Raw genomic sequence first — 13,417 nt, 5'->3', positions numbered from 1 at the left:
GCGGACGGGGGTCGCGGAGGGGGCGGGGAGCTGCTCACGGCAGGGCACGGGTGGGGTTCCCCTGCACGTTCACGGGAGTGAGCTCGGTGTACGAGGAGGCCGGGTGGCCCGGGTGGGTCGCGTGCGGGCCCTGGTACGGAGCCGGGTGCGCGCCGCCCTGGTGCGGGTCCGCGTGCGCGCCGCCCTGGTGCGGGTCCGCCTGTTGGGTCGCTTGGGCTCCGGGCCCGAGCGCGCGGGTGCCGCCGTCGCTCCGGCCTCCGCCCTGGCCGCCGTTCAGCGCGCGGCCGCCCTGCTCCGGCACCGCTCCGACCTGGAGGGGTGCCCCGCAGAAGCCGCAGCGGTCGCCGATGAGGTCCATCGCGCACCAGTGGCAGGTCTCGCGCCGTACGGAGGAGACGAGCTGGTAGAGGACGGGCAGGTCGGGCAGGTACGCGGCGAACTCGACGAGCTTTCCCGTCCCCCACCAGCGCGGCGAGGCCTCGGGCAGCGGGGTCTCCAGGACGGCGCCGTGGATCCGCCACCCGGGCACGAGAGTGGTCGTGGGCCAGTCGGTCTGGAGCTGGCCGCGGGCGAGCAGGAGTTCGGTGGTGAACTCCGGTCCCGGGAGGGTCACCTCGCCGCTGCCGACGCGGGTGATCTGCGCGGTGGGTCCGGCGAGTACGGCGAAGTGGGCGCCGGGCAGCCATCCCTTGAGGTGGGAGCCGAGGCTGACGGGGACGCGGTCGAGCCGGGAGACGGAGCCGAGGACGGCACCGGCGTAGATGTAGTGGGCGAGCAGCCGGGCGGCGGAGGCGAGGACGCCGGGGCTGAAGTCGCAGCCCGCCAACTGCCGGAGCTGGCGGACGAGTACGGCCGCGCCGAGGGGTGGCAGGTCGGTCCTGACCAGGGCGATCCGGTCGCTTTCGAGCAGGGCGCGGACGGCGCGCAGTCGTTGCTCGACGGCGGCCGGGGCGGAGGTGGGGCAGACGACGACCACGTGTCCGTACCGCGCGAGGAGCTGCTGCATGTCGGCGATCGACGCGTCGAGCGACTGGGTGTCGGGGGCCGGGAGGACGGTGGCGTGCGGGGTCCCGGGGTCGGTCGGCGGCAGCGCCAGGTCGGCACTGGTGACCGCGATCGCTGTCGGCACGTCGGACCCCCCGTCCCCTCCGGCCTCCGGTGTCCCGGGGGCCGCGGATCACTTACCGCGTTCACGGCATCACCGCAGGGTGCCGCCGCCTCTGCACCTTATCCACGTCCCCCGGGGTGGTGAACACACAATCCGCCAAGCTGTCCCCCTTTCTTGGGGTCCCGGAGCCGGGACCCGTCGGCCCGTCCCGGGCCATCGGCACCCGCTCCGAACAGGGCTTGCTGCCAGAGGTCTTGACAACACGATTGGTCTGGACCAACTTGTCCCCACAGCGGTGGCCACCGTCCGCACTCCCCGTACCGCCCGCACCTCAGGCACCCCCAGTGCCCCATACCCCCCGTACCGCCTCGTACCCCCGTACGAGCCCCTCCGTACGACGACGTACGGCACCTCCACATCCCCCACATCCCCAACTCCCCTCCGGAGGATGCACGTGGACCGCACCACCACCCGCCCGCACGGACGCCGCTGGCTCGGCGGAGCGCTGGCGCTCGCCGTCGGCTCCGGGCTCGTCCTCGTCGGCGGAGCCGGCACCGCGCAGGCGGCCGACGTCAACGTCGCCAAGAACGCCGGTTTCGAGAACGGTCTGACCAACTGGTCCTGTTCCGCCGGGAGCGGCGCCGCCGTCTCCTCCCCCGTCCGCACCGGGGCCGGCGCGCTCCGGGCGACGCCCGCCGGGCTCGACAACGCCAAGTGCGCGCAGACCGTGGCCGTGAAGCCCAACTCGACGTACACGCTGAGCGCCTGGGTCCAGGGCGGCTACGCCTACCTCGGCGTGAACAACACCGGGACCGGCTCCGGCAGCGTCTCCACCTGGACGCCCGACAGCGCCGCCTGGAAGCAGCTCACCACCACGTTCACCACCGGGGCGAGCACCACCTCGGTCGAGGTCTACACCCACGGCTGGTACGGGACCTCCCCGTACTCCGTCGACGACGTCAGCGTCTTCGGCCCCGACGGGGGCGGCGGCCAGGACCCCGACCCGGTGGTCCCGTCCACCCCGGCCGGTCTCGCCGCGGGCACCGTCACCGCCTCCTCGGTCGACCTGAGCTGGGGCGCGGTCTCCGGCGCCACGGGCTACAAGGTGTACCGGGACGGCGGCAACCCGCAGACGGTGAGCGGCACCTCGGCCACGATCACCGGACTCACGGCCGACACGGCGTACCAGTTCCAGGTCGCCGCGACGAACTCCGCGGGCGAGTCCGCGAAGTCCGGCGCCGTCTCGGCCAGGACCGCCAAGGTCACCGACCCGGGCCCCGGCCCGGCCGTGCCGAAGCACGCCCTCACCGGCTACTGGCAGAACTTCAACAACGGCGCCACCGTGCAGAAGCTGCGGGACGTGCAGTCGCAGTACGACATCATCGCCGTCTCGTTCGCCGACTCGACGACCACGGCCGGCCAGATCGTCTTCAACCTCGACCCGGCCGTCGGCTACGCCTCGGTCGCCGACTTCAAGGCGGACATCGCCGCGAAGAAGGCCGCCGGCAAGTCCGTCATCATCTCGGTCGGCGGCGAGAAGGGGAACGTCACGATCAACAGTGACGCCTCCGCGACCGCCTTCGCGAACAGCGCGTACGCCCTCATGCAGGAGTACGGCTTCAGCGGCGTCGACATCGACCTCGAGCACGGCATCAACGCGACGTACCTGACCAAGGCGCTGCGCCAGCTGTCCGCCAAGGCCGGTTCGTCGCTGGTCCTGACGATGGCCCCGCAGACCATCGACATGCAGAACACGGGCACGGAGTACTTCAAGACCGCGCTCGCCGTGAAGGACATCCTCACGGTCGTCAACATGCAGTACTACAACAGCGGTTCGATGCTCGGCTGCGACGGCAAGGTCTACAGCCAGGGCTCGGTGGACTTCCTCACCGCGCTCGCCTGCATCCAGATCCAGGGCGGTCTCTCCCCGTCGCAGGTCGGTCTGGGCGTCCCCGCCTCCACGCGGGGCGCGGGCAGCGGCTACGTCGACCCGCAGATCGTGAAGAACGCGCTCGACTGCCTGACCAAGCTCACGAGCTGCGGCACCTTCAAGCCGGCCCAGGCCTGGCCGTCGCTGCGCGGCGCCATGACCTGGTCGACCAACTGGGACGCGACGGCCGGCAACGCCTGGTCGAACGCGGTGGGCCCGCACGTCCACAACCTGCCGTAGCGGAACGATCCCGTACCACCCGCATCACCCGTGGCGCCGCCGGTCTCCCGGCGGCGCCGCGTCGTTCCCTCGGGCCGGTGGATCGGACCTCACGTGGGCAGGAACCGGACCAGGACCCTGTCGAGCCCGGTGACCCACTCCTCGACCCTGGCCGCCCGGCGGCCGTCGATCTCACAGAGGTAGCTGGTGCCGTCGTAGAGGTCGACGGCGATGCGCAGCCACCGGCCGCGCCGGGTCCGCTCGTACCGTACGGCTCCGATCTCGGCCCAGGTGAACTCCGCTTCGTCGTCGAGCAGCTGGAGGCAGATTCCGGCACCGTCCACGACGATCCCGTACACGCTGTCGGCGGCCACGAAATCCGGCACGGGCTGCGGGGGCGCGACGGGCGGCGGCGGGACGAAGAAGGTGGGGGTGGGCGGACCGAACCCCGCCGGGACCGAGTCGCGCGGAGGCGGGGACGGGGTCGCGTACGGCGACGGGACCGCGGCCTGCGGCGGGACCACGGCCTGAGGCGGGACCACGGCCTGTGACGGAACCGCGGCCTGTGACGGAACCACGGCCTGTGACGGAACCGCGGCCTGAGGCGGCACGGGCGTCGACGGGACGACGCCTCCGACCGCCGGTCCGTACGGCGACGGGACCGCGTCCTGCGGCGGCCCGAACCCCGGCGGGACCGGATGGCGCGGCGTCGCGGGCGCGTCGGCGGCCGTCGGCGGCGGCACCGTGCCCGCCCGGTCCCGCGCCCCCTCCGCCAGTACGTCCAGGATCTCCTCCGGCGTCGGCCGTCCGGCCGGGTCCTTCGCGAGGCAGCGGCCCACGAGTCCGCGCAGGGGCTCCGGTACGGAGGCGAGGTCCGGGTCCTCGTGCACCGCGCGGTACATGAGGCCCATCGGCGTCCCGTCCCCGAAGGGACGGCCGCCCGCCGCGGCGACCAGCACCGCGCCCAGCGCGAAGACGTCCGCCGCGCCCGTGACCTCCTCGCCGAGGGCCTGTTCGGGGGCGAGGTAGCCGGGGGTGCCGAAGGCGGAGCCCGTGGCGGTGAGCCGGGTCGACTCCAGCGCGCGGGCGATGCCGAAGTCGAGGACGCGGGGTCCGTCGGGGGCCATGACGATGTTGCCGGGCTTGAGGTCGCGGTGGACGAGCCCGCAGGCGTGGATGGCCTCCAGGGCCTCGGCGAGCGCGGCGCCGAGCGAGCGCAGGCGTCCCTCGTCCATCGGGCCCTCGGCGGTGACGAGCGCCGCGAGGGTGGGGCCGGGGATGTAGGCGGTGGCGAGCCAGGGCGCCTCGGCGTCGGGGTCGGCGTCGACGACCTGGGCGGTGTGGAAGCCGCCGACCTGCCGGGCCGCGGCGACCTCGGCGCGGAAGCGCGCGCGGAAGGACGGATCGGAGGCGAGTTCCGGCCGCGCCACCTTGACGGCCACGGCACGCCCGCCGCGCGATCGGGCCAAATAGACGGTGCCCATGCCGCCTTCGCCTAGCTTGTGCTCGATGACGTATCTACCGATGAGGGTCCCCACCGGGACAGTATGGCTGAACTCCCCATCTTGACCGGTCCATGACACGGGCTCACCATGTGGCCGAACACAGAGAACGCCGAACACCGGGCGACTGCCCACCGAACCACCGCGTCACCGCATCACCGGACACCCGCGTCACCGCATCACCGAACACCCGCACGCGCTTGTCGCACCCCCCACCCTCCCCACCCAGGAGACAGCATGCGACGTCCTCTCCGCGGCAGAAGGTCCGCCACGCTCGCCGCCCTCGTGGCGCTCGCCCTCGCGGCGCCCCTGTCCGCTCTCACGACACCCGCCGGGGCCGACCCGTCGTCGGCCGCCGCCCGGATCGCCGTCGGCGCCGACGAGGTGATCCGGCAGTACGAGGTCGCCGGACCCTCCACCCCGGCCGCCCGGAGCGCGCTGACCGCCACCGGCGTCTCGATCGACGAGGTCGACGCCCGTTCGGTCGTGGTCAGCGCCAACGCCGAACAGCTGAGGAACCTCAAGGCGCTCGGCTACAAGCCGGTCGCCCTGCCCGGCCCGCCGAACCGGACCGCCGAGGGCGACGCGGCGGCCGGCCCGCTCGACTTCCCCTCCGCCGACGCGAAGTACCACAACTACGCGGAGATGAACGCGGAGATCGACCAGCGGCTCGCCGCCCACCCCTCGATCATGCGCAAGCAGGTGATCGGGAAGTCGTACCAGGGCCGGGACATCGTCGCCATCAAGATCAGCGACAACGTCGCCACCGACGAGGCCGAGCCCGAGGTCCTCTTCACCCACCACCAGCACGCCCGTGAGCACCTCACCGTCGAGATGGCGCTGTACCTCCTCCGCGAGCTCGGCGCGGGGTACGGCAGCGACTCCAGGATCACCAACGCCGTGAACGGCCGGGAGATCTGGATCGTCCCGGACCTCAACCCTGACGGCGGCGAGTACGACATCGCGAGCGGCTCCTACCGCAGCTGGCGCAAGAACCGTCAGCCCAACTCCGGTTCCTCGTACATCGGTACGGACATGAACCGGAACTGGGACTACAAGTGGGGCTGCTGCGGCGGCTCCTCCGGTTCCAAGAGCTCCGAGACGTACCGGGGCGCCGCTCCCGAGTCCGCCCCCGAGGTCAAGGTCGTCGCCGACTTCGTCCGCTCCCGGGTGGTCGCCGGCAAGCAGCAGATCACCGCGGCCATCGACTTCCACACGTACAGCGAGCTCGTGCTCTGGCCCTTCGGCTGGACCACGGCCAACACCGCGCCGGGCATGACGCTCGACGACCGCAACGCCTTCGCGGCGGTCGGCGGCAAGATGGCGGCCAGCAACGGCTACACGCCCGAGCAGTCCAGCGACCTCTACATCACGGACGGGTCGATCGACGACTATCTGTGGGGCTCGCAGCGGATCTTCGCGTACACCTTCGAGATGTACCCGTCCTCGTCCGGCGGCGGCGGTTTCTACCCGCCCGACGAGGTCATCGAGCGTGAGACGAGCCGCAACCGCGACGCCGTCCTCCAGCTCCTGGAGAACGCCGACTGCATGTACCGCTCGATCGGCAAGCAGGCGCAGTACTGCGCGGCCTGACGGCCCGTACGTGACAGGGGCGCCCCGGCGGGACCACCGCCGGGGCGCCCTCGCGTGTCAGGGGCCGCACGCCGGGCGCCCCCGCGCTCAGACGAACAGGCTCAGCACGGCCGCCGCCGCGAAACCCGCCAGCGAGAGCACCGACTCCAACACCGTCCAGGACTTGAGGGTGTCCCGTTCGGTGATGCCGAAGTACTTGGAGACGATCCAGAAGCCGCCGTCGTTGACGTGCGAGGCGAAGATCGAGCCGGCCGAGATCGCCATGATGACGAGGGCGAGGAAGGCCTGCGAGTGGTCGCCGCCCTCGACCAGGGGCAGCACGATGCCGGCCGTGGTGACGATGGCGACCGTCGCGGAGCCCTGGGCGACGCGCAGCACCAGGGAGATGAGGTAGGCGAGCACGATGACGGGCAGACCGACGTCGTGGAAGGTGTCGGAGAGCGCCTGCGCGACACCGCTCACCTTGAGGACCGCGCCGAACACCCCGCCCGCGCCGACGACGAGCAGGATGTTGCCGACCGGCTTGAGGGAGGAGGTGGACACCTGCTCCAGGGACTTCCGGGACCAGCCGCGCCGGATGCCGAGCAGCCAGTACGCGAGGAAGAGCGCGAGCGTCAGCGCGACGAAAGGGCTGCCGAAGAACTCGATGACGGAGCGGAGGGTGGACTCGTCCAGGGCGATGGAGGAGAAGGTCGCGGCGAGGATGAGGACCAGCGGCGTGCCGATGATGAGGAGCACGGTGGAGAGCGCCACGGGCGCCTCGGTGCCGCCGGACCGCTCGGCGGCGACCTTGGCCCTGGCCTCCTCGGCGGCCTCGACCATGTCCTGCGGGACGGCGACGAAGAGCCTGCGGCCGATCCAGCCGGCGTACGCCCAGGCCGCGAGCACGGCGGGGACGCCGACGAGGACGCCCATCAGGATGACCCAGCCGAGCGAGACGTGCAGAAGGCCGGCGGCGGCGACCGGGCCGGGGTGCGGCGGCAGGAAGGCGTGGGTCATGGAGAGGCCCGCGAGCAGCGGCATGGCGTAGAGCAGGATCGATCCGCCGGACCGCTTGGCGGCGGCGTAGACGATCGGCGCCAGGACGAAGATGCCGACGTCGAAGAAGACCGGGATGCCGAAGATGAGTCCGGTGAGGCCCATGGCGAGGGGGGCGCGCTTCTCGCCGAAGAGGCCGAGGAGACGGCTGCTCAGCACCTCGGCGCCGCCGGAGACCTCCAGGATCGCGCCGAGCATGGTGCCGAGGCCGATGATGATCGCGACATGGCCGAGGATGCCGCCCATGCCGGTCTCGATGACGGAGGTGGCGGCGGACTTCTGGACGGTGCCGAAGAGTTCGGTGACGGAGAGGCCGGCGGCGAGCCCGACGGCGATGGAGACGGCGAGCAGCGCGACGAAGGGCTGGAGCCGGACCTTGATGATCAGCAGGAGCAGGACGGCTATGCCGAGGGCGGCGACGGTGAGCAGTCCGGCGGTGCCGGGTATCAGGTGGAGCAGTCCACCGGTGTGGGGTGGCGCCTCGGCGGCGGGGGCTGCGGCGGCGAACGGCATGGCGGAGGCCTCGTTCTTGGGTAGGGGGGAGCGCGGCACGGCGTCCGGGGGACGGACGCCGTGCCGTGGAGCGGCATGTTCAGCAGAATCAGCTCAGCCGAGGACGGCGAGGGCGTCGATCTCGATGAGGAGGCCCTGGGGCAGACCGACGTAGACGGTGGTGCGGGCGGAGGCGGGGGCCTTGAGGCCCTGCTCCTCGAAGTACTGGTTGTAGATGGCGTTCATCTCGGCGAAGTGGTCCACGTCCGTCAGGTAGACGCGCATCATCATCACGTCGTCCCAGCTCGCGCCGCCCTCCTCCAGGATCGCCTTGACGTTGGCGAAGGTCTGGAGGGTCTGCTCGCGCAGGGTCGGTCCCGCCACGGTGGGGGCCTGGCCCTCGACGGCGGGCAGGAAGCCGACCTGGCCCGCGACCTGGAGGATGTTGCCCTTCCTCACGCCGTGCGAGAACTTCGCGGGCGGGGCGGTGTGGGTGGCGGGGGTGAGGGCGGTCTTCTCGGTCGACTGCTCGAGGTTCTGGTCGGTCATGCGCTGTCCTTGCTCGGGGAGGTGGGGGAGGTGCCGGAGTACTCCCGGCTGATGACGTCCGCGGTGCGGCGCACCTGCGGGAGGAGGGTGAGGAGTTCCTCGGCCGTGACGACCACGTTGGGCGCCGAGACCGACATCGCGGCGATGACTCGCCCGTCGGCGCCGCGGATGGGCGCGCCGACGCAGTTGATGGACTCCTCGTGGCCGCCGAGGTCGGTGGCCCAGCCCTGTTCGCGTACGGTCGCCAGCTCCTTGAGGAAGGCGGCGGCGTTCGGCGTCGAACGGGGCGTGTACGGGGGGTAGTCGAGCTTGCCGGCGAGGGCGCGGCGCTCGGGTTCGGGCAGGTCGGCGAGGAGCAGTTTGGCGACGGCGGCGACGGTGATCGCGACGGGCTTGCCGATGCGCGAGTACATGCGGACCGGGTAGCGGCTCTCGACCTTGTCGATGTAGAGGACCTCGCCCTCCTCGTAGACGGCGAGGTGGATGGTGTGGCCGATCCGTTCGTTGAGCGCGGCGAGGTGGGGGTGCGCGATCTCCCGGATGTCGAGGTTCTCGACGGCCTCCTGCGCGAGCGCGAAGAGGCGGGCGCCGAGCCGGTACCGCTGGTCCTGCTGGCGGTAGACGAGACCGTGCTCGTGCAGGGTGCGCAGCAGCCGGAGGGCGGTGGACTTGTGGACGCCGAGCCGGTCGGCGACCTGTCCGAGGTCGGCGGGACCCTGCGCGAGCAAGGGCAGGATGCTGAGAGCCCGGTCGACGGTCTGGCTCATGGTGTACGTCCCTCCTGGTCGTCCCCCGTCCAGCCGGGGCCGAGCTGAAGTGTGCCCCAGGCGGTCGGGGCGAGTGCGGCGAGTCGGTCGGCGTGGGCGCGGCGGGGAGGTGCGGCCAGGTCGCCGGGAACGGTGAGGGCGGCGGCGGCGAGCAGATGGCCGTGCCGGAGGCGGGCGGTGGCGTCGAGCCCGCGGAGGGTGGCGGAGAGGAATCCCGCGGCGAAGGCGTCTCCGGCGCCGACGGCGGCGACGACCTCGACGCGGGGGGCGGGCACGTGCACGACGGTGTCGGTTCCGGGGCCGGTGCGTTCGTGAACGGTGGCGCCGTCGGCGCCCCGTTTCACGACGAGGACGGCGGGCTCGGGGAGGGCGGCGCGGATCGTGGCGGGGTCGCCGAGGCCCCAGGCCTGTTCGGCCTCGTCGGCGCCGACGAAGACGAGGTCGGCCCGGCGGGCGAGTTCCAGGAGGACGGGGCCGGCGGTGGCGGCGCCGTCGCGCCAGAGTCCGGGGCGGCAGTTGACGTCGAAGGAGACGAGGGGGCGGCCCGCCCGGGGCGCGGTGAGGGTGCGCATGAGGGCGAGGCAGTCGTCGGAGAGGGCGGCGGTGATGCCGGTGAGGTGGAGGACGCGGGCGTCGGCGACGGTCTCGTACGGCACGGTCGCGGGTGACATCGCGGAGGCGGCCGATCCGGCGCGGTAGTAGACGACCTCGTGGGCGTCGGTGGCGCGGTCGGCGGCGGTGCGGAAGTAGACGCCGGTGGGCCGTCGCGGGTCGCGGTCGACGGCGGTGACGTCGACGCCGTAGGCGCCGATGGTCTCGACGAGGTGGTCGCCGAATCCGTCACGGCCGACCCGGCCGACCCAGCGGGCGCGGTGGCCGGCGGCGGCGAGGGCGCAGGCGACGTTGGACTCGGCGCCGCCGATCGCGCGCTCGAAGGCCGGTACGTCGGCGAGGCGGCCCGGTCGGGAGGGGAGGAAGGTGACCATGGACTCGCCGAGGCACACGACATCCACGGGCGGTTCTCCGGCCACTCTGGCGCTCCCTTGCGACTCTCGCGGGGTCCATTGACCCGGCCTTGGCCCGGATGCTAGACAGCATCGAGCGACATACGCAATGACTGTTGCACCCTTCGCAACGCTTCGATGAGGAGGCCTCATGCCCGACCTGGCGAACGAGCGCGTCGACCACCGCTTCAAGGCCCTGCCCCCGGACGCCGAGGGCCTGACCGTCGGCGAGCTCGCCGCCCAGCGGCGCAACCTCTTCACCGGGGGCTTCACCACCCCCGTCCTCGCCCTCTCCGCCGAGTCCGTCGAGCACAACCTCCGCCTCCTGGAGACGTACGCCGAGCGCCACGGCCTGGCCTTCGCCCCGCACGGCAAGACCTCCATGGCCCCCCAGCTCTTCGACCGGCAACTGGCGCACGGCGCCTGGGGCATCACCGCCGCCGTGCCCCACCAGGCCCGCGTCTACCGGGCGCACGGCATCGCCCGGATCTTCCTCGCGAACGAGGTCGTCGACCCGGTCGCCCTCCGCTGGGTCGCCGGCGAGCTCGACGCCGACCCGGACTTCCGCTTCCTCTGTTACGTCGACTCCGTGCGCGGCGTCGAGCTGATGGACGGGGCGCTGCGCGCCGCGGGCGCCACCCGCCCCGTGGACGTCGTCGTCGAGCTGGCGGCCGGCGCGACGGGACGTACGGGCGTACGGACCGAGGCGGAGTGCGCGGCCGTCGCCGACGCGGTCGCGGCCGCCCCCACCCTGCGGCTCGTCGGCGTCGCCGGCTACGAGGGCACGATGCCCGGGGCCGACGGCGAGCGGGTCAGGGAGTGGCTGCACCGGCTGGTCGGGCTCGCGGCCGACTTCGACAAGGCCGGCCGCTTCGACCCCGCCATCGGCGAGATCGTGGTCAGCGCGGGCGGCAGCGAGTGGTTCGACGCGGTCGCGGACGTGTTCGCGGAGATCCCCGGGCTCACCCTGCCCGTCCTGAAGCTGCTGCGCTCCGGCGCGTACGTCTCGCACGACGACGGGCAGTACCGCGAGCGGACCCCCTTCAACCGGGTCCCGGAGGAGGGCGCCCTGGAGCCCGCGTTCCGCCTCTGGTCGCAGGTCGTCTCCCGCCCCACCCCGGAGCAGGCGTTCACCAACGCCGGCAAGCGCGACGCCGCCCACGACCTGCACCTCCCCGAGGCGCAGGTGGTCCGCGACGCCCGCACCGGCGAGATCCGCCCCGCCGACGGCCTGACCGTCACCGGACTCTCCGACCAGCACGCCTGGGTGCGGACGGAGGAGGGCGCCGGTCTGGAGGTCGGCGACTGGCTGGGCATGGGCCTGTCCCACCCGTGCACGATCTTCGACAAGTGGCAGCTGATCCCGCTGGTCGAGGCGGACGGCACGGTCGTCGACTACATCCGCACGTTCTTCTAGAAGGAGTCGGCATGGACCTCGTCTTCCGCGACGCGGAGGTCGTCGACGGCACCGGCGGCGCCTCCTACCGCGCCGACGTGGCGATCGACGGCGGCCGGATCGCCGCGATCGTGAAGGAGGGCGCGGCGGCCGGCTGCCAGCGCCCCACCGCCCGCCGCGTCGTGGACGCCGAGGGCCTCGCCCTCTCCCCCGGCTTCATCGACATGCACGCCCACAGCGACCTCGCGCTGCTCCGCGACCCGGACCACAGCGCGAAGGCCGCGCAGGGCGTGACCCTGGAGGTCCTGGGCCAGGACGGTCTGTCGTACGCCCCGGTCGACGACCGCACGCTCGCCGAGGTACGGAGGGCGATCACCGGCTGGAACGGATCCGGCGACGACATCGACTTCGACTGGCGCACGGTCGGCGGGTACCTGGACCGGCTGGACCGGGGCATCGCCGTCAACGCCGCGTATCTGATCCCCCAGGGCACGGTCCGGATGTACGCCGTCGGCTGGGACGACCGCCCGGCGACGGAGTCCGAACTGGGCCACATGCGCCGGCTCGTCGCGGAGGGCATGGAGCAGGGCGCGGTCGGCATGTCCTCCGGCCTGACCTACACGCCCGGGATGTACGCGAAGGACGCCGAGCTCACGGAGCTCTGCCGGGTCGTGGCGGGGTACGGCGGCTACTACTGCCCGCACCACCGCTCGTACGGGGCCGGGGCCCTGGAGGCGTACGAGGAGATGGTGCGGCTCACCCGGGACGCGGGCTGCGCCCTCCACCTCGCCCACGCCACGATGAACTTCGGCGTGAACGAGGGCAGGGCCCCCGAACTCCTCGCCCTCCTGGACGAGGCCCTGGACGCGGGCGCGGACATCAGCCTCGACACGTACCCGTACACACCCGGCTGCACGACCCTGGTGGCCGTGCTGCCGAGCTGGGCGAGCGAGGGCGGCCCGGAGGCGGTGCTCGCCCGCCTCCGCGACGACGCGACGGCGGAACGCATCCGGCACCACCTGGAGGTCATCGGCTCGGACGGCTGCCACGGCGTGCCGATGGACTGGGACACGATCGAGATCTCGGGAGTGTCGGAGGCGACGCTCACGGACTGGGTGGGCCGCCGGGTGGACGGCTGGGCGACGGCCCGCCGGCTCCTCCTGGAGGACCGGCTCGGGACGACGATCCTCCAGCACGTGGGCCACGAGGAGAACGTCCGGACGATCATGCGCCACCGGGTGCACACGGGCGGCTCGGACGGCATCCTCCAGGGCCTTAAGCCGCACCCGCGCGCGTACGGCACGTTTCCGCAGTACCTCGGACGGTACGTACGGGATCTCGGCGTCCTCACCCTGGAGGACTGCGTGGCCCACCTGACCTCCCGCCCGGCGGCCCGCCTCGGCCTGACCGACCGGGGTCTGATCCGCGAGGGCCACCGCGCGGACCTGGTCCTGTTCGACCCGGAGACGGTAGGAGCGGGAGCGACGTACGAGTCCCCCCGCACCCTCCCGACGGGAATCCCCCACGTCCTGATCAACGGCGAGTTCGTGATGGAGGACGGCAAGCGCACGTCGGCCCTGGCGGGCAGATCGGTCCGCCGCACGCGCTAGCTGTATTGATCACGAGCGTTGTTGACACTGGCCTGGTCTTGAACATGGCGAAGACCTCCGGTGTGGTGGGAGCTGTCTAGGAACTCACCGCACGGAGGTCTTCGTGCCCCACCATAATGCCCGGCTGACTGTCTTCGGTAGGAGACTGCTGGTCGAACGTGTCTGCTCAGGCCGTCCGGTCGCCCATGTGGCCGCCGAGATGGGCATCT

Annotated in this window: 10 protein-coding genes and 1 pseudogene; 5 read left to right on the top strand and 6 right to left on the bottom strand. The window is 72.4% G+C overall.

Going from position 1 to position 13,417, the window contains the following annotated elements; translation table 11 throughout:
- Positions 1-34: 34 nt before the first annotated feature.
- Positions 35-1,129: a hypothetical protein gene (locus tag ACIP8Z_RS23890; RefSeq protein ID WP_402086590.1), complete on the bottom strand. Its 1,095-nt coding sequence runs from the start codon at positions 1,127-1,129 to the stop codon at positions 35-37.
- 433 nt (positions 1,130-1,562) lie between these two features.
- On the opposite strand from ACIP8Z_RS23890, the gene ACIP8Z_RS23885 reads away from it, so the two are divergent.
- Positions 1,563-3,278, top strand: coding sequence for a chitinase (locus ACIP8Z_RS23885; protein ID WP_402086588.1), 1,716 nt, complete (start codon positions 1,563-1,565; stop codon positions 3,276-3,278).
- 89 nt (positions 3,279-3,367) lie between these two features.
- Here the strand turns inward: ACIP8Z_RS23885 and ACIP8Z_RS23880 are convergent, their stop codons facing one another.
- A complete protein-coding gene (locus ACIP8Z_RS23880) occupies positions 3,368-4,783 on the bottom strand; it encodes a serine/threonine-protein kinase (protein WP_402087483.1) in 1,416 nt (471 codons plus the stop codon).
- Between the two features lie 213 nt (positions 4,784-4,996).
- Here ACIP8Z_RS23880 and ACIP8Z_RS23875 point away from each other — a divergent pair, with 213 nt between their 5' ends.
- Complete coding sequence (locus tag ACIP8Z_RS23875; protein WP_402086586.1) at positions 4,997-6,352, top strand: M14 family metallopeptidase; 1,356 nt, start codon at positions 4,997-4,999, stop codon at positions 6,350-6,352.
- An 87-nt stretch (positions 6,353-6,439) separates the two neighbouring features.
- On the opposite strand, the gene ACIP8Z_RS23870 is transcribed toward ACIP8Z_RS23875, so the two are convergent.
- The 4 genes from ACIP8Z_RS23870 to ACIP8Z_RS23855 form a co-directional block, all read right to left on the bottom strand.
- Positions 6,440-7,903 carry a GntP family permease gene (locus ACIP8Z_RS23870; protein ID WP_402086583.1) on the bottom strand — a complete coding sequence of 488 codons (1,464 nt, stop codon included), beginning with the start codon at positions 7,901-7,903 and terminating at the stop codon, positions 6,440-6,442.
- 93 nt (positions 7,904-7,996) lie between these two features.
- Complete coding sequence (locus tag ACIP8Z_RS23865; RefSeq protein ID WP_402086581.1) at positions 7,997-8,431, bottom strand: RidA family protein; 435 nt, start codon at positions 8,429-8,431, stop codon at positions 7,997-7,999.
- Positions 8,428-9,198 carry an IclR family transcriptional regulator gene (locus ACIP8Z_RS23860; RefSeq protein ID WP_402086578.1) on the bottom strand — a complete coding sequence of 257 codons (771 nt, stop codon included), beginning with the start codon at positions 9,196-9,198 and terminating at the stop codon, positions 8,428-8,430. Before ACIP8Z_RS23860 ends, ACIP8Z_RS23865 begins: the two co-directional genes overlap by 4 nt.
- Complete coding sequence (locus ACIP8Z_RS23855) at positions 9,195-10,229, bottom strand: sugar kinase (protein WP_402086576.1); 1,035 nt, start codon at positions 10,227-10,229, stop codon at positions 9,195-9,197. The genes ACIP8Z_RS23860 and ACIP8Z_RS23855 overlap by 4 nt, the downstream gene beginning before the upstream one ends.
- Before the next feature lie 124 nt (positions 10,230-10,353).
- Between ACIP8Z_RS23855 and ACIP8Z_RS23850 the strand changes: the two genes are divergently transcribed.
- The 3 genes and pseudogenes from ACIP8Z_RS23850 to ACIP8Z_RS23840 all read left to right on the top strand — a co-directional run.
- The gene (locus ACIP8Z_RS23850) at positions 10,354-11,619 is read left to right on the top strand and encodes an alanine racemase (protein ID WP_402086574.1); all 1,266 of its coding nucleotides are present in this window, start codon (positions 10,354-10,356) and stop codon (positions 11,617-11,619) included.
- 11 nt (positions 11,620-11,630) lie between these two features.
- A complete protein-coding gene (locus ACIP8Z_RS23845; RefSeq protein ID WP_402086572.1) occupies positions 11,631-13,208 on the top strand; it encodes an amidohydrolase family protein in 1,578 nt (525 codons plus the stop codon).
- A gap of 103 nt (positions 13,209-13,311) precedes the next feature.
- A pseudogene (locus ACIP8Z_RS23840) lies at positions 13,312-13,417 on the top strand (IS481 family transposase); the annotation flags it as partial.

This window comes from Streptomyces sp. NPDC088553, from assembly GCF_044752965.1.
Taxonomy (GTDB): Bacteria; Actinomycetota; Actinomycetes; order Streptomycetales; family Streptomycetaceae; genus Streptomyces.
The sequence above is the reverse complement of the archived record's forward strand: the minus strand, read 5'-3'. Positions and strand labels throughout refer to the sequence as shown.